This is a genomic window from Vibrio sp. CJQ_6, assembly GCF_043106745.1.
Classification (GTDB): domain Bacteria; phylum Pseudomonadota; class Gammaproteobacteria; order Enterobacterales; family Vibrionaceae; genus Vibrio; species Vibrio furnissii.
Map to the genome: position 1 here is coordinate 85,406 of NZ_JBICMV010000019.1, position 17,220 is coordinate 102,625.

Consider the following 17,220-nt stretch of genomic DNA (forward strand, 5'->3'; position numbering starts at 1 on the left):
TATCCTTATTCAACCAGCTTTCTGAGTTTTTTCGGTAACTTGAATTCACCTTTGCTACGCGACAGCTCTTTCACCGTCGGCGAATCCAGCGGACCTTTCACTTCATAATTGACCTGCGTAAAGATCTCGACCACTGGCGAAATCACTGTGGTCACCGCCAGCACATACAGCGCCGTGGCTGGCGTGACGGCAAACGCGGTCAAGACCGGAATGCCGGAGGTAATGTCCGGCACGAAATTCACTTCCGCGTCGACCATGCGGGTATTGAGATCCGCCAATCCTTTGATCGTCATTTCACCGGCCACCGCATCCATTTTGATGTTGTTGGTCAGAAAGACACCTTGAGAAATCTCGCCACTGCCGGTAATCGAGTTAAACGCCATCCCTTTATCAAACACGTCACTAAAGTCGAGCTGCATCTTGCGAATGATCGAATCCAGACTAAACAGCCCCAGCAAACGCGCGGCACCGCTGACGTTGGAGATCACGCCTTTCCCCAACTTGGTTTCTAGGTTGCCCTGCAAGGTGTTGACCTTCATCGACCACGGTGCACCGTCCCATTGTGTGCGACTCGACATCTCAAAGGGGGCTTTCTGAATCCCGGAGCTGATACCAAAGCGCTCCATCAGATCGCTGTTGTTGTCGCCTTTCATGTCCAGATTCATTTCGGTATGACTGGTGGTATCGGTCAACGTCCAACTGCCGTTAATGTGTACTTGATTGGTGCCGCTCGCCACATCGATGCGCTTCCACATCAGCGTCTTGTCATGGCGTTCAAGATCCATATTGAGCTTGCCGATCTTATATCCCTGCAACCAAAAATCATCGATCACCAAGGTGAGATTCGGCATCATCGCGTGGAATTGACGATCAAAATCCGAGATCAATGGGGTATTTTGTTTCTCAACATCCACCAGCGGCGCTTTGGCGTCTTGGTTATCAAGCTCCGGAAGGTAGACATGCAGACGCTCTAAAGAGACCGACAGATCATACGGTTCAATATAGTTCGCTTGGCCTTTGATTTCCTGACTGTCGAGGTTCAACAGCCAACCGAGATTTTTCTCGCGTGCGTTAAAGTTCACATCGTGCCATTCCAAACCGGCCAACGTCAGATCCTTCACTTTCAGATCGACCCGCTGTGGCATAGGAATTTCCGGCGTATTGAGCGTCGCCAACGCCGCTTGTTGATTCGCTTTGGTCTGTGGCGTTTCATTGGCCAGAGCCAACCAGTCATCGAGATTGAGCTTATCCGTTCGAATCTGCGCGTGATGGCCCACCACGGGGCTAATCTTAAAGCTGCCTTGCCCCAGCACCACGTTCGTCGCCGTCAAGACCGGCGTCGCTTTGGTGATGTCAATTTCAGCCTGATATTTGGCATTCGGCAGTTGCAGACGCGCGGTAATCGCTTCCTGATTACCTGACGCTTGCAAACGGGCTCTGCCCGGCGTATTGAGTGCTTTCGACAACGGATACGGGTAACGACTGGCCACGCGGTTCAGGTTTGCTTGCGCATCAATCTGGTAGGTAAAGCCGACATCATTGAGCTGAATATCCACGCCCATTTGCCACGGCGCGTGACCTTGCAGGCGGCTTAACCAACGCTCGCCTACATAAGGCGTGAGCGGTTTGATGTCCCAATCGCCGACCAAATCAATATTGACCGCATACCCTTGTTGGGCGTTTTCGCCTTTGAAATCAAATGAGATCGGTTGTTTGAGCAATTGAGCCGACAACCCGGCAGCCGTCACCACATCGTTATCAAACTGAATGCGTCCCGACACTGAATCGAGCACCATGGGCGGCGCATCAATCTCAACATGGTTGCGTTTGAGATCCGCCCAACCCCAAGCGCGTGGCTCTTTATCGGTGGTAAAAGGAATATTGAGCCGGAATTCGGAATTCACTTCGCCGCTGACTTGAATCGCGGTTAACGCCGCCCCCACGGAATCCACCAGCGGTGTGGCGGTCATGTAGTCGCGCACCGCATTGCCTTGGGCAACCGCAGTCGCTTCAATTTCAATGTGACCCTCAGGCGCCAGCTCGGGAATTCGGCCAGTGATGCGCGTCGCTTTCACATCCATCAAGGTCGCGGCATGGGAATCGAGATACATGGCATCATTTTCAAACAGTAAATCTAACTGCATGTCCGTGATCGCCGGCCACGCGGTATCAAAACTGAATTTGCCCTCTTTGAGCCCGACCCACGCTTGAAAAATGCCATTGTGATGTTGATACGGGAAATGATCCAATTCGCCGTACCACACCAGCTTCGCGGTCGTGACTTTCCCGCCCTGAATCGCGGTGGAGAGGTAATCGGTCAGGTCGTGGCCCAATGCCAGCGTCGGCAGATAACGCCACGTTTCACCGGCGTTGTAAGCATCCGCTTCGGCATAGAATGACAAAAATGGACTTTTGTCATTCGGGAAATCGAGACGAAACGCGCCCAGCACTTGCAGATCCGGCGTTGCTGCCGTGACTTTGTCCGCCCACAATGACCAACCTGCGTCATCGCTTTGCCACACCAAATCCACTTGCCCTTGGCGAATATTGAGCGGCGCTTGGAACACATCGCCATACGGCAACGTGTCATCAATCAACGAGGCGTTAATGAGCGCTTTCGTCGGTGTACCCGAAATGCGCGCCTGCAAATGATGCACTTCCGGCAACAGTTCCCATTGCGAAATGCCTGCATCCGTCACCGTGGCGGAGTAGCGCAGCGGCGCTTGATGTGCCCCTTGGGCGATGCGTAAATCTTCCACCAAACCGCTGGGGTTCAATTCGCTCAGCAGTTGATTGGTTTGCTTCGATTCAGGCACCAACTTCATCAGCGGCAGCAGCGCTTGAATGTCGAGTTGCGAGACGTTCAGACGCCATTGCTCCGGTTGCCAGTCGAGCGCCACGTCCACTTCCGGCCACGGCGTGTCGTCTGTGCGCAATTTGAGTGAGTGCGCATTCACCTGCCAGCCCTTTTCAGTCGGTGAAAGCTGGACAATGCCGGATTCAAGCAGCAACTCATGACGTTCATCGCTTTGCCACGCCAATTCCGAGGGTTTGAGTTCGACATAGCCATCCACCGGTTGGCTGTTTTTCAGCGTCATCCACGCATTAAAGCTGACCACGCCGCGCTCGATGCCCGTTTCGTCGGTCAAATAGCGGGTGAGCCACGGGCGAACGCGCAGCTTGTCGGCACTGAGGTAGAAATTGCCCGAAATATCCTGCAGCGAACCGTGATCTTCGAAGTTAGCACTCACTTGCAAAGAGTTAATTTCCGTATCGGCGATACTGATTTCACCATCGGCAAAGTGGCGAGCGCCTTGATTCTTCCAGTGCAGTTTTTCGATGTTCAACTGGCGCATGTCGCCGGCCAGCGTTTGATAAAGAATGGTCGAGTCCTGCACCGTAAAGTCGTCTAGCTGACGCAGGAACAGATCATCAAGACGACGCAGAATCTTGCCCTGCGTGTTGGCTTGACTGGACTGGCCATCGGTTTGGTTGAGACGCGTCCAGTCAATGGAGCGAATATCGAGTTTGAGTTGGTGAATGATGAGGTTGGCGATCACCGGTTGGCGCTGGAGCACGCTCTGCACCAGATCGAATTCAACATCAATCCGTCCGGTATCGAACTGGATTTGGCTGCCATCGGGCAAATTGGCTTGAACCCCTTGCAGCGCCAAGGACGGGTGCGTGTTACGCCAAAAGCCACGCACATCGGTGATCACAAACTGAATGTGGCTCTGTTCGCTCACCCAGTCTTGAATCTCGTCCTTGAAGCGGTTCATCTCCGGCAACAGCACGCGCAGCGCCGTGATGGCTATCGCCAACAAAACCAAACAGCTGACCAGCAGCCACAGTACAATCCGCCCAAGGCGAGTTAAGGTTGAGATCACCCGTTGTCCTATTACATCATCACGACGTCAAATTGCTCTTGCACATACAAAGGCTCTGCCTGAATACGTACTTCCTTGCCGATAAAGACTTCCAGCTCTGCCAGCGAATGCGATTCATCGCCTTGCAGCGTTTCCGCCACGGCAGGCGATGCATACACCACAAACTGGTCGGCATCGTAAGCGCGGTTGACACGTGTAATTTCACGCAGAATTTCAAAGCACACCGTTTCCACCGTTTTGACACTGCCACGCCCTTCACAGGTTGGACAGGTCGAACACAGCACATGTTCAATACTTTCGCGCGTGCGTTTACGCGTCATCTCCACCAAACCCAGTTGCGTGAAGCCATTGATGTTGGTTTTGACGCGATCTTTGTTCAGCGCGGCATCCAGTGAAGTTAGTACTCGCTTACGATGTTCTTCCGACAGCATATCGATGAAATCGATAATGATGATGCCGCCCAAGTTGCGCAGACGCAGTTGACGCGCGATCGCTTGTGTCGCTTCGATGTTGGTGTTGAAGATGGTTTCTTCCAGATTACGACGACCTACAAAGGCACCGGTGTTGATGTCAATGGTGGTCATGGCTTCCGTTTGATCGATGATCAGGTAGCCACCGGATTTGAGTTCCACTTTACGTTCTAGCGAACGTTGAATCTCATTTTCGGTGTCGTACATATCAAAAATCGGTTTGTCGCCTTCGTACAGCTCCAGCTTGTCGGTTAACTCCGGCACAAACTCGGAGGTAAATTCCAACAAGTTTTCGTATTCCAGCCGTGAATCGACCAAAATTTTGGTCAAATCGGTACCGACGAAATCACGTAAAATACGTTGCGCGAGCCCCAATTCACCATACAAGGTTGAACGGTTTTTGTATTTCTCGCGGCGCTCCATCACTTTGCCCCACAAGCGCTTTAAGAACGCGGCATCTTGTGACAGTTCTTGCTCTTTCGCCGCTTCAGCCGCCGTGCGAATGATAAAGCCGCCATGCTCATCGCAATAATGCGCCACCACATTTTTCAGACGCTCGCGCTCGGCTTCGCTTTCAATCCGTTGCGACACGCCCACATGACTCGCCCCTGGCATGTACACCAAGTAACGGGAAGGCAGTGTGATGTCGGTGGTCAAACGTGCGCCTTTGGTGCCGAGTGGATCTTTCACCACTTGCACCACGATATCCTGCCCTTGGCGAACCAGCTCAGAAATATCGCGCACTTGGAACTGCTGTTTTTCAGTTTCCGCCACACATTCAGTGTGAGGAACGATGTCGGAGGCATGCAGGAATGCCGCTTTATCAAGCCCGATGTCGACAAAGGCGGCTTGCATTCCCGGTAGGACACGGCTGACTTTACCTTTGTAGATATTGCCAACAATGCCCCGTTTTGCTTCACGTTCGATATGGATTTCTTGAAGGACACCGCCTTCAATCATCGCCACGCGAGTTTCGCTCGGCGTGACGTTTAAGAGCAACTCTGCACTCATGAGCGCACCTCAATAGTTTTAAATTATAAGAATTCGTGCAAGAGCTGGTCAGTTTCATAGAGGGGTAGCCCAACCACAGCGTAGTAGCTACCTTCAATTCTTGTTACAAATCGTCCACCCAATCCTTGAATGCCATAACTGCCAGCTTTATCGCAAGGTTCGCCGCTTTGCCAATATTGTTCGATTTCTTGTTGTGACAAGGCCTTGAACCACACCTCCGTGGTCACCACCACAGAGCGAGAATGTTGTTGTGTCGCAACGGTCACAGCCGTCATGACCTGATGACGCTGGCCCGACAAGTGTTGCAGCATGCGCTCGGCATCTGCAAAATCGCGCGGTTTTTCCAGTACCAGCCCGTCTTGAACCACGATGGTATCTGAACCGATCACCACCACATCGGCATTGGCGAGAGCCAACCCTGCCAACGCTTTATCCCGTGATAAACGTTCGACGTACTGCGCTGCGTTTTCGTCACTTTGCTGGGATTCCTCCACATTGGGCACCAGAACCTCGAATGAATACCCCAGTTGCGACAGTAATTCCCGGCGGCGAGGCGAACCCGATGCCAGGATCAGTTTTCGGTTAGTCATGGTCGGCCATCATTTCACGTGCCAGTGGCGCCGTACACGACGCAGCAATAAAAACATCCATGGCCAAAGTATACAGCTAATCAAGCCACTCCAGAGTGATAAAGGATTGAATGTCACATCTTGAATCAAATATTCGCCGAAGAAGATCAGCACTTCGAGTGCCATCGACAACAACGCAATCACGATCGCTTGCTGCCACAACGCCATGTTGCGCAGCACCAAAAAGTTCATCGCCACGATGTAGACCACAATCGCCATCATCATGCCGCGAATGCCGAGCGTCGACCCGAGCAGCAAATCCCACAGCAAACCCATGACCAGCGCCGTCCCGACATTGACACGATGCGGCAGCGCCAGCACCCAGTAACAGGTCACCAACAGCAACCAAGACGGGCGCAGTAAATCGAGGGAGCCCGGCCAAGGAATGGTTTGCAAGACTAACGCGAAAAAGAAGGAGGCCCAGATAACCAAACGGCCGGCCCAATCATTATTGGCCATTGCTGACATCCCCAGTCATTGGTTGATTTTCCGCACTCATCGCTTTTTGTTGCCGATCTTCATTCGGCCAGATCAGCAGCAGATAACGCAGACGGTCAAAGTCCACCACTGGTGTGGCTTTAATGGCCGCGAATTCGCGACGAGTGTCTTTATCGACTTCGGAAATGTAAGCCACCGGATACCCTTCTGGGTACACGCCGCCAAGGCCCGAAGTCACCAGCATGTCGCCGACTTCAATGTCGGTGCTGGTTGCGATGTGTTCGAGTTGGATTTCATCCGTCTGCCCATTGCCAGAAGCAATCACGCGAATGTCGTTACGAATGTTTTGTACCGGAATGGCGTTGTTAGGGTCAATCAGCAACAGCACGCGGCTGTTATGCGCCGCCACGAACGTGACTTGGCCGACAATGCCTTTTTCGTTGATCACCGGCTGCCCTTCGTACACGCCATCAATGCGACCTTTATCGATCACTACCTGATGGCGATAAGGCGATGTGTCCACCGCCATCACTTCGGTCACCACTTTCTTTTCATCACGGACGAACGACGAGCCCAACAGCTTTCGCAAACGCTGGTTTTCTTCGCGATATTGATCCAACAAGATCAAATCACTTTTCAGCGTCAGCACATCCCGTTTGAGTGCGCGGTTCGACTCCATCAACTGCTGACGGGAATTGAAGTTTTCGTAGAAACCATCAAACATGCTGCGCGGCAGGTCGGCAGCATACTGAATGGGGGCCACTAAGCTATTGAGTAAAAAACGCACATGAGTGAATGCGCCTAAACGACTATCAGCCAGCATGAGGCTGGCTGATAAAATGACCGCGAAAAACAGACGCAGTTGAAGAGATGGTCCACGACCAAATATTGGCTTCATCTTATAACAATCCTAGAGTTGTATTCGGGCGCTCTTACGAGCGCCTGACAAGCCATTACTCGTCGGTAAAGAGGTCACCACCATGCATGTCGATCATTTCAAGAGCTTTACCGCCGCCACGAGCCACACAGGTCAGTGGATCTTCAGCGATCACCACCGGAATGCCGGTCTCTTCCGTCAGCAGACGATCCAGATCTTTCAGCAGGGCGCCACCGCCCGTCAGGACCATGCCGTTTTCTGAAATATCCGAAGCCAGTTCTGGTGGGCACTGTTCCAGCGCAACCATCACCGCGGACACTATGCCCGTCAGTGGCTCTTGTAGCGCTTCAAGAATTTCATTGGAGTTCAGCGTAAAGCTGCGCGGCACACCTTCAGCAAGGTTGCGACCACGAACTTCGATCTCCTGAACTTCATCGCCAGGGTAAGCGGAACCAATTTCGTGTTTGATCTTTTCTGCGGTGGCTTCACCGATCAAGCTGCCGTAGTTACGACGCACGTAATTGATGATCGCTTCATCAAAACGGTCACCACCGATACGCACAGACGATGAATACACCACGCCGTTCAGGGAGATCACCGCCACTTCTGTGGTACCACCACCGATATCGACCACCATCGAACCGGTCGGTTCTGAAACGCGCAGGCCAGCACCGATCGCCGCGGCCATTGGCTCGTCGATCAAATACACTTCACGTGCACCCGCACCCAGTGCCGATTCACGAATCGCACGGCGCTCAACTTGTGTGGAACCACAAGGCACACACACCAGTACACGTGGGCTTGGTTTCAGAATGCTGTTGTCATGCACGCTGCGGATAAAATGCTGCAACATTTTTTCAGTCACATAGAAGTCAGCAATCACGCCGTCTTTCATCGGACGAATGGCAGAAATATTGCCCGGCGTACGACCTAACATTTGTTTCGCCGCGTGACCGACGGCGGCAACGGTTTTTCCGCCACGGCCTTTGTCTTGGCGAATAGCGACTACGGAAGGCTCGTCAAGAACAATGCCCTGTCCTTTGACGTAAATAAGAGTGTTGGCTGTACCTAAATCGATAGATAGGTCGTTTGAAAACATGCCACGAAGTTTTTTGAACATATTCTTCGCTCGTCCTGCAAGATATGAAGATGAAAATTGCTCTAAATGTACCAATGCCTTGCGATCACAGCAAGGCATTGACGTATAAACATGGACTGAAACACGCAATTTCTAACAGATTCCTAACCTGAGTTAGAAAAAACTGCGAATCATTGTCCGGTCAGGCGGGTTTCCCCACGGAAAATCACTTTGTCATTACCACGATGAATCCCAAAAGTGACCACGGCCGACGGATCCTCATCCCCTTTGTCACGCCAGTTGTACTGCAACCAAGGTTGAGCGGTATATTGCGCCCCGCAAGTCACCCCGGTTTCGCCCACTTGCGGTGAACGCGTGTCGTCACTGGCATTGCTCGTGTCATCATCGAGACGCAACCAAAAGCGGATCTGTTGGCGATCATTCACTGATTCATCCGAACTCGCTGGCTTCGCAAACAGCTTTGAGCTTTGCCCGGAGGCCACTTTTGTCCAGTTGGACGATGTATCCGACCCCGACAAAGTGGCATTTGCGCTACTGCTGACTTGCGACCAAACGGTTTGGCGACAAATGTAGTCCTCCGGCGTGGCAAAGTGTGATCCCGAGTCATCGCTGTTGGTCACAAAGCGACTGCCCTGCCAATACTCTACGCGCAAAGGAATGTTAATCGTACTTACGGACGTACCGCCCACATCTTTCAGCGCCATACGGCCGTATCGAATGTCCGGCTGAGTGGCAAAGGCCTTTCCGGTGTCGAGCAGCGTCGATGATGCATTCAAATCTAAATCTGCCGACGCAAAATCGACCCCGTCGACTTTATCGGTCACACGCAAGCCAAATCCGCTTTGATAAGGACCATCGACACTGGTGGTATAAGGCGACGCCGATTGCTGTTGTTTTAAGAACGTAAACGCATTATTGCTGCTCAGGGAGAACAACGCCCCCGACCAAGCACCAACGCCCGAGCCATCCCAAAATTGCAGATCGTAATCTTGAATGCGATCGCCCAGCTCTTCTCCCTGGCTGTCAACCGCCAGCAATTTGATATCGGCAATCAAGGCTTCAGAAAAAGCACTGTAGTTGGTCGTGGCTTCATTTTGTAAATTCTGCGCTTCGACGATGAACTGGTAAGGAATGGTTTGATTCATGTACACAAAACCCGTGTGACCATCCGCATAGTCCCAATCATTGCTGATCAATGCGAGATGATCAGGCGAAAAACGGCCGATCTCGCGGTAGCCCTGATTCACCTTCATCTCCAAATAGGTACCGCTGATATCCGCGTTCACGCGCAGTACACCCACTTCGCTCCAGCTCAACCCCGAAAACGGCAAGTACTCACTATTGCCCCCCGTGGTGTTGAGTTGTTCAAGCGTGCCATTGAACGTGCCATCATTGCCATTATCCGGTTGCGCCACCTGATGACTGAGCACAACTAACGCCGCTAATTGACTCTGATCCGAAAAGAAGTTTTGCGTCACGGCTGAAGTGCAGTAGGCCGACGTTTCAATCGCGCTGCCACCCGCTTGCGGCGAGCTGTCGTCACCGGAACTGCTGACCCAACGCAGTGGGCGAATATTGAGCGCAAAGGTATTCCCGGCAGCGGTAAATTTTTCGCTCGCAGCATCGGTAATATTGCCATCCATCGCATTGTTATCGGGTGAACAGATCGCGAACGTCCATGGGCGTGAGTAGACAGTAAAACTGCCTTGCAACGTTCCGGAGCCTTCCACCGGACACTCACTCAACCCTGAACAATCAAAGTCCTTGTCGGTCATGGTAACGGTTTGAATGCCAGAATCTTCCATCGTCAGCTCACTGCTGGCAACTCCCTGAGTAAAGCTTGGTGCAAACGTCAGGCTTCCCACTCCCGAGGTGGGCGCCACCCAATCCGATTGGATCGTCGGGGTGCCCGCGTAGTTGATATCCACCACGCCGCCGTTATCATTACACGCCAACGCTTTCAGCTCGATTGTTTGCGGTTTATTGGCAATCACATATTGATCGTCCGCCGCAAGCTTGTAGGGCACAAAATGATACGTGCCGGACACCGAATCGCTGTCGCCTTGTGGGTTCAGAGTACCAGTAATCGTGACGGTTTGACTCGCGCTGGCACTTAAATCAAACCACAATTCCCCATTTGCATTGGCCGTGTAGCTCCCATTGCTGCCCGACCCTTTTCCTTGAACCAAGGCAAGGCTAGCAGAGGCAGGGCTTACTGAAATCGTTCCGGTAAAATCGCCCGTTGCTTGGTTATTGTTATCCACCACCTGAAACTCGAGCCGTTGATCTTCGCAAATGAGCGCGTAGGCTTCCGCGGGTTGGAGCACCAATTGATAATCACTGTCTGGCGGAGAGGTATCACACGAATTAATACCAGTCGCATTGATCCAACTTTCATCTGAAGCCCGAAAATACAAAAATGGCGTACTAATTGCCCCCGTGTAATGGAAGCGTGCAACGTTATTCGCATCGATTCCTGATGCTGAAACTTCAGGTGAAATATACCAGTTTGCAGTGACGGTAAAGTCGTTGGCATTATTGAGAATAAGACTCGAACTTTCACCATGACCAATGATGTTCAGATCGTCCGCACTGCCCTGAGCATTGATTTGAATCGAGTTTCCCGAGACAGATATCGTATTGTAATGAAGTATGACTTTGCCATTCACTTTCAGTTGAGCATTGTTGTTGTTCAGATTTAACGCCTCAACCCAATATTCACCGGCACTCAGCATCAGCGTACTACCATTCATTCCGAAAGTGATCGATTTGTACTCACCTGCATTTAACACCATTGGTGAATTGGCATTGTTGTCTGGAACAGTAATGGCCTGCCCATTCGTGGTAAATGTTTTTGGAAGAGGGGGATTACCTCCAAAAACAATCGCCTCAGAATCAATCGTACACATCGTTGGCGTTGTACTGCTATCCGGTGCCGAACCGCCGTAAACACAGCCGTTTCCCTCTCCCGGGTTGTTATTTGGATTATTGGAGTCAAATTGCAACGTCGCAAAAGGAATGACATAGCCATTGTCGAGATAAATCCGATTTCCTTTCCCAGAGCCCCCAGAAATACTCAACGTGCTTGCCCAAGGTTTTTGCGCGCTATACCGGTTCCCTTGCAGTGGACCGGGAAAGTATTCACATTTATCGAAAGTGGGTGTAATCGGAGGTGGCGTTGCGGTATTTCCGCAAGCCATTTCATTGACGCCAACATGGGTGACTTTGACATGGACTGATTTTAGATCTCGTAAATCAGCCTCTTGATCTGCCGTGATCAATTTCCACTGTCCATCAATCAGCAAGTAGTAACTCAACAGCCCAGTCTTGTTTGTATCGTTACTCGCTTCATATTTAAGCCACACTTCATAGCTGCCGTTTTCCTGAGTGATGCCATCGCGAATTACAGGAGAGGACACGGTACTGTCATTGCTCCACAAAGGTACCGTGGCTTTGGTGTCACTGCCGACCCCCTTTAGCGCATTGACGGTTTCTTTGAGATTGGCACGATCGATTGAAAAATTAATCCCGAAATCGCTTGTCGAGGTTAAGTTATCGCACGTCGCAGCATCGTATGCAGCATAGCTCATCGAAGACCACAACAAAGCCCCGAGAAGCACGAATAAAACACGGCAACATTGGCTCATCACGTTACTCCTTGACCAACACTTCTTGAACACGTTCGACTTGGTAGCGCCCAGAGCCGCACACCACGCGACTTTCCACTTTAAACACATCCTCATCATTTAACGTGCCGAGCGAATCGCAGGTGATCGACTCAGAACACCCCGCATATTGCGCAATCAAACGCGTTGCTGCATTTTGCACAGCATTCCAATGACTTTCACAGGTCGTACTCACAGCAGACGACGTCCCCACCGGATAGAGCTGCGTGAGTGCCAACTCATTTAAGGAATGTGCAGCAAACCACGCTTTGGTGCCCAGAAGGTCACGAGACAACGCATCTTGATTCGACCATTCCATCCGCCCCAACGCGGCAGCAAGAAAGCCCATCACCACGATGACAAAAATCACCACGATGTACAGATTACCCGCTTGTTTTTTGATTTTAGGGAACATTCAGCACCTGCACATCTTGTTCAAACTCACTCACCTCTCCGTTTTGCGCAAACGCCAGAGATAAATGCACCACCCCACCCCGTTGTAGCGTCGGCTCGTCATAATTAAACGCCCCCGACGACACACTGTCCGCAACCTGGATCAAATTCCGCGTGATAGTGCTCGCGCCATAATTGAGGCAATACTCCACCCGATGTTGATAAATGTAAAAGCGCTGCGCCACCGATTGACTCGCCAATGGCGTGCTTAACGTGATGGTTTTGTCACTGCCACTCATGGCAATCGCCGCACTAGACGTCAATTCGTCCTGATTGCTGGGGTTGATGATCATCGTCAGCCCATCAAAATTCAGTGCGTCGGTACTGCCAGACAGGTTACCCACAATAAACGACAACTGCTTGTCATCGGCGGTATTTAGCGCATAGAAGCCTGAATAAACAATAGGATAAAACGACACACATTGTTGTGAGCTGGTATCGACAGAAATCGCAATGCTGTTGGGTACCGCGTGGCGCAGTTCACGCGTCATCTTCTCCAACACAAATGTCGCCTGGGTTTGAATGCGCTGACGAGCCACGGTATCGGCGTAACCACGGCTGCCCAACTCGACAAACCCAGCGATGCCAAGCACTAAAATGGAACCGACAATGATGGTGAGGATCATTTCAATCAGGGTAAAGCCACGAGTACGCATCAGTAATTCCCTCGATAGGCAACGAAGGAATAGCGGCCGTAACGACCAGTATCCACCACCAGCTCAACTCGTTTCATGTCGGTGATCGAGGTCACCGGTTGAAAATCGCTATTCACATAGGTGACGTCAACGAACACGGTGAAATGGCGGTAATTCGGTGCGATATTTTCGCCCAAAATATTGGTTAATGACTGCGTACGGGTGACTGAACCACAATCAGCGGCACGGTCGCCGTACCAGCAGCCGATATAATCATCGACATCATTAAACTGGGCGGGAGAGCTTTCTCCCTCAGGCCCAAGCACCGATGAACACGTTGTTGACGCTTCACCACACCGAATGGCGCCGCCATCAAAATCACTGTTGTCATCAAACCCACGCGCCAAAATCTGGCTCATCAAGCTTTGGCCCAAATGGGCAGCGCGCGTTTGGTAATGAGGCGTCGCAGAGCGTTCCACTTGGGGATACAAGAAGCTAATCAGCACCACCATCGCCAGCCCAAGGATCACCATGGCGATAATGCTTTCGACTAAGGTAAAGCCGGTAATTCGCTTCATAAGCAGGCGCCTCTTGCGACGTAACCTTGCGCGTTGATGCACACCGCAGCGGAGCTGTCGGGCGCTGAAATGGTCACCGTCACTCCGGCGGCAACGTTACCTTGGGGGTTGCCCAGTAAGTTAAACTGCACGCGCTGATTGCTCAGTGTCACGGAGGAAGAGAAGGCTAGATTGTTGCCGCGCAGCACATCGCTGCGGCTGTCGTCATTCGCAGCGCTGCATGCCGACACGGAGCCGAGACAACTTGCCGTGATGGCGAGGGTGAAATAGTTGTCGGCATCGGCAACCGCCGACAATGCGGTGTCCGACAAATTTGATTGCATGCGGCTCACTTGAATCTGGCGAATGATCGAGATGGCCTGCTCTTGAGCAGCGAATGCGGAAAAACTGGACACACCGATAAAGCGGCTGGCGGCGTAAGCCGACAAAATGGCGACCAGCACAATCACGACAATCAGCTCGACTAAGGTGAAACCGCCTGCTTTTCGTGTGTATGCTCGCATCGCTATCTCGGCTCGAAAGAAGGAAAAGGAGTGTAACCAACTCGCCCACCAAGCAACAGGCCATGGGCGAACTTCAGTCTAATCTGACAGAGCATAAAGGCCAGCAACGCTGGCCTTTATTTAGTCTTAACAACCAGTTTTGGTTAGAACGACTGATGGTGTAGCTGAAGATGAAGCCGCTTGAGTATAGGTCAAGTAACAGTTGGTGTTCTTGATCGCTGTTGCACCACTTACAGAGCTACTAAAAAATGTTGCAACTAATGTGGTATTTGATTCTGCAGACAACGTCCATTCTGTTGTTGTATCTAGTTCCATCGCTTCGCCGATACCAGAAGTAGTCGCTGCTGGGTAACCATACACAACATCGACAGTCTTGCCATCAACAGAAATACTGCCTGATTCACTTTTCTCAATACCTTGAATGGCAGACTTACCATACACGATTCCCGCTGCACCTTTCATCGCACCTTGCAAACCTTGCAATGATGCAGATCGAGCATCACCTTGCAGGTTAAGGAAACGTGGGGCCGCAGTCACTGCGAGAATACCCAGAATTACGATAACCACTACCAATTCGATAAGGGTAAAACCGCCTTGTTTTTTCATTATGACTCTCTCTCTTAGCTCAACATATAATGAATTATTGCAATGTGACCGTGACACGGCCCGTCTTTACTTCATACACAAACTGGTGAGCGCTTTTCCCTTCCTGCTGCACATACGTGCACGTCCAGTTGCCCCCATCCGCCTGAGCAGAATACTTGATATTGGAATTGCTGCTGGCATTGCTCACCGTATCAACCGCCGGTGGGTTTTGCAGCAGATTTTCCATTAAATCGATGCAGTTTTGATCACTCAAACTGCTCGGAAAACTTGCGTTGTCGCGATTGAGCGCAACCGGATACCCATCGCGAAAATCCGTATCCGCTCCGCTGCTATCCTGAGAACGCGTCAGCCAAAAATCAACGCCGTCATAATTCACGGTGTTGTAGCGCTCGGCGCCGACTACCACGGAAGGACGTGCTTTCGCCTCCCATTGCGCTCGCGCAGATAGTATACCAGTTGCATAACCACCTGCGACACCTTCAATACTGGCTTTTTTAGCTTCGTCGGTCACATCCAGAAAACGCGGTAATGCCGCCACCGCCAACAGGCCGACGACCACAATCACGATCACCAATTCCACAAGGGAAAAGCCCGACTGTTTTTTGTACATCTCACATCCTACCACATTCATTAACGCTGCCTATTATAAGCGGAACCTTGCGAACAAACATCTGCTGATCGTCAAATAATTGGATTACGTCGAAGGGATGACGGACGATGTAAACCTATTGTTTTGTAAAATAATTTTGATTGAATGATGTGCGTAAAAATCGAAATAACACATGTAACCATCGCTTAGATTTTCACCATGAATCATCGGCGCAATATTGAGAATTTTTTCATCCGGGTAAAGCCACTGCAACAAGCGGCCACAATCAATATTGTCATCTTGTCGAGGGAACACCCATCCCGTCGGCGAGAACGTCAATCGTTGTCCATCAAACGCCATTTCATCAGGGCTTCCCCGCAGCAACCATTCTTGCTTGTAGACATTTGCGCGCTCAATGATACGTTGATTTGCCACCGCCATCGCGGTGGCATCCAGCTCCCGATTAATCGGCTGCCACGCCATCAGCAAAACGGCAATCAGGCTCAACACCACCAATGCCCAGAGGATCAAACGCGAGCGTTCAGCCCCCATCATCACTGCCCTTTGATCGCATCGAGCATGCCCCACATCGGCAGGAAAATCCCCAAAGCCAACACCAGCACCATGCCTGCCACGATCACCAACAAAATCGGTTCAATACGCGCGGTCAGAGTTTTCAGATCGTAATCCACTTCGCGATCATAGAAATCCGACACTTCCAGCAGCAGTTCATCAATTCGACCGGTCTCTTCGCCCACCGCGATCATTTGAATCACCAGCGGTGTAAAAATACCGGTGTTGATCGCTGTTGCAGAGATACTGCTGCCCGCTTCAATCGCCGCTTTCATCTCCAGTAAGCGCGCTTCCAAAAATTTGTTGTCCAGCGCTTCCGCCGCTAACGCCAGCGATTGGTTCAGTGGCACACCCGCACGCAACATCAAAGAAAACGTGCGAGAAAAACGTGACAACTGAGCGCGATTCACCAAGTTGCCGACAATCGGCATCCGCAGACGAATTTTGTCCCACTTTTCTCGCCCTGACGAAGTATTGAGCCAGGCGCGAAAAGCAAAAAACAGCGCCACCATCGCGCCCAACATCACCATCCAGTAATTGACGAAGAAATTCGACATGCCAATCAAGATGCGCGTCGGCAGTGGCAGTTCTACGCCAAAGCGGTTAAACATGCTGGCAAATTGTGGGATCACTTTGACGTTCAAAATAAACATCGCAATCACAATAAAACTCACCACGAATGTCGGATACCGCATTGCGGTTTTGATCCGTTTGCGGGTTTCCAGCTCTTGTTCGTAGTAGTTTGCCAGTTGCAGTAACGCTTCATCCAAACGACCGGTATTTTCACCCACGTTGATCATCGACACAAACAGCGGGCTAAACACACCGGCATGCATCTGCATTGATGCCGACAATCCTCGGCCATTCGTCAGTTCGCTACACACCTCTTCCAACGCGTGTTGCAGTTGCTTGTTGGCGCAGTTTTGGGTTAACCCTTTCATCGAACGCAGCAATGGCACGCCGGCTTTGGTCAAGCTGTACAACTGACGACAAAAAATCACCAACACTTCCAAGGGCACCGCTGGCACCAGCAAGGCACGCCAATCAACACTAGCCTTGCCCTGCCCTTTGCCATGCGAAATCGAGGTGGGAATCACGCCTTTATGGAGCAAGTTTTCCGCCGCGATGTCTTCTGACGGCGCCTCAATGGAGCCGTTGGCTTTGCTGCCGTCTAAATTCCGTCCGGAGTAGTGATACGTTGGCATGC

General features: G+C 51.4%; 15 protein-coding genes. All 15 read right to left on the reverse strand.

Going from position 1 to position 17,220, the window contains the following annotated elements:
* Window positions 1-5: 5 nt before the first annotated feature.
* The gene (locus ACF8PK_RS10680; RefSeq protein WP_392441198.1) at window positions 6-3,887 is read right to left on the reverse strand and encodes a YhdP family protein; all 3,882 of its coding nucleotides are present in this window, start codon (window positions 3,885-3,887) and stop codon (window positions 6-8) included.
* A gap of 11 nt (window positions 3,888-3,898) precedes the next feature.
* Window positions 3,899-5,368, reverse strand: a complete 1,470-nt coding sequence (gene rng / locus ACF8PK_RS10685; RefSeq protein WP_004724039.1) for a ribonuclease G — start codon at window positions 5,366-5,368, stop codon at window positions 3,899-3,901.
* A 23-nt stretch (window positions 5,369-5,391) separates the two neighbouring features.
* Complete coding sequence (locus tag ACF8PK_RS10690; RefSeq protein WP_004724041.1) at window positions 5,392-5,958, reverse strand: nucleoside triphosphate pyrophosphatase; 567 nt, start codon at window positions 5,956-5,958, stop codon at window positions 5,392-5,394.
* Window positions 5,959-5,967: 9 nt separating this feature from the next.
* The gene (gene mreD / locus ACF8PK_RS10695; RefSeq protein WP_004724042.1) at window positions 5,968-6,456 is read right to left on the reverse strand and encodes a rod shape-determining protein MreD; all 489 of its coding nucleotides are present in this window, start codon (window positions 6,454-6,456) and stop codon (window positions 5,968-5,970) included.
* On the reverse strand, window positions 6,446-7,333 hold the full coding sequence (mreC, locus tag ACF8PK_RS10700) for a rod shape-determining protein MreC (protein ID WP_004724045.1): 888 nt from the start codon (window positions 7,331-7,333) through the stop codon (window positions 6,446-6,448). The genes mreD and mreC overlap by 11 nt, the downstream gene beginning before the upstream one ends.
* A gap of 55 nt (window positions 7,334-7,388) precedes the next feature.
* Complete coding sequence (locus ACF8PK_RS10705) at window positions 7,389-8,432, reverse strand: rod shape-determining protein (RefSeq protein ID WP_004724046.1); 1,044 nt, start codon at window positions 8,430-8,432, stop codon at window positions 7,389-7,391.
* Between the two features lie 149 nt (window positions 8,433-8,581).
* The gene (locus tag ACF8PK_RS10710; protein WP_392441203.1) at window positions 8,582-12,001 is read right to left on the reverse strand and encodes a DUF6701 domain-containing protein; all 3,420 of its coding nucleotides are present in this window, start codon (window positions 11,999-12,001) and stop codon (window positions 8,582-8,584) included.
* A gap of 61 nt (window positions 12,002-12,062) precedes the next feature.
* Window positions 12,063-12,491, reverse strand: coding sequence for an MSHA biogenesis protein MshP (locus ACF8PK_RS10715; protein ID WP_392441205.1), 429 nt, complete (start codon window positions 12,489-12,491; stop codon window positions 12,063-12,065).
* Window positions 12,481-13,185 carry a PilW family protein gene (locus tag ACF8PK_RS10720; RefSeq protein WP_014205855.1) on the reverse strand — a complete coding sequence of 235 codons (705 nt, stop codon included), beginning with the start codon at window positions 13,183-13,185 and terminating at the stop codon, window positions 12,481-12,483. Before ACF8PK_RS10720 ends, ACF8PK_RS10715 begins: the two co-directional genes overlap by 11 nt.
* On the reverse strand, window positions 13,185-13,742 hold the full coding sequence (locus ACF8PK_RS10725) for a prepilin-type N-terminal cleavage/methylation domain-containing protein (protein ID WP_004724056.1): 558 nt from the start codon (window positions 13,740-13,742) through the stop codon (window positions 13,185-13,187). The genes ACF8PK_RS10720 and ACF8PK_RS10725 overlap by 1 nt, the downstream gene beginning before the upstream one ends.
* Window positions 13,739-14,245, reverse strand: a complete 507-nt coding sequence (locus ACF8PK_RS10730) for a prepilin-type N-terminal cleavage/methylation domain-containing protein (RefSeq protein WP_392441207.1) — start codon at window positions 14,243-14,245, stop codon at window positions 13,739-13,741. Before ACF8PK_RS10730 ends, ACF8PK_RS10725 begins: the two co-directional genes overlap by 4 nt.
* A 126-nt stretch (window positions 14,246-14,371) precedes the next feature.
* Entirely contained in the window at window positions 14,372-14,851 is a 480-nt protein-coding gene (locus ACF8PK_RS10735; protein WP_392441209.1) for a type II secretion system protein, read from the reverse strand.
* A 34-nt stretch (window positions 14,852-14,885) separates the two neighbouring features.
* Window positions 14,886-15,461 carry a prepilin-type N-terminal cleavage/methylation domain-containing protein gene (locus ACF8PK_RS10740; RefSeq protein WP_004724061.1) on the reverse strand — a complete coding sequence of 192 codons (576 nt, stop codon included), beginning with the start codon at window positions 15,459-15,461 and terminating at the stop codon, window positions 14,886-14,888.
* 84 nt (window positions 15,462-15,545) lie between these two features.
* Window positions 15,546-15,995 (reverse strand): MSHA biogenesis protein MshF, encoded by a 450-nt coding sequence (locus ACF8PK_RS10745; RefSeq protein ID WP_392441211.1) that lies wholly within the window; start codon window positions 15,993-15,995, stop codon window positions 15,546-15,548.
* Window positions 15,995-17,218, reverse strand: a complete 1,224-nt coding sequence (locus tag ACF8PK_RS10750) for a type II secretion system F family protein (RefSeq protein WP_004724065.1) — start codon at window positions 17,216-17,218, stop codon at window positions 15,995-15,997. The genes ACF8PK_RS10745 and ACF8PK_RS10750 overlap by 1 nt, the downstream gene beginning before the upstream one ends.
* Window positions 17,219-17,220: the final 2 nt, after the last annotated feature.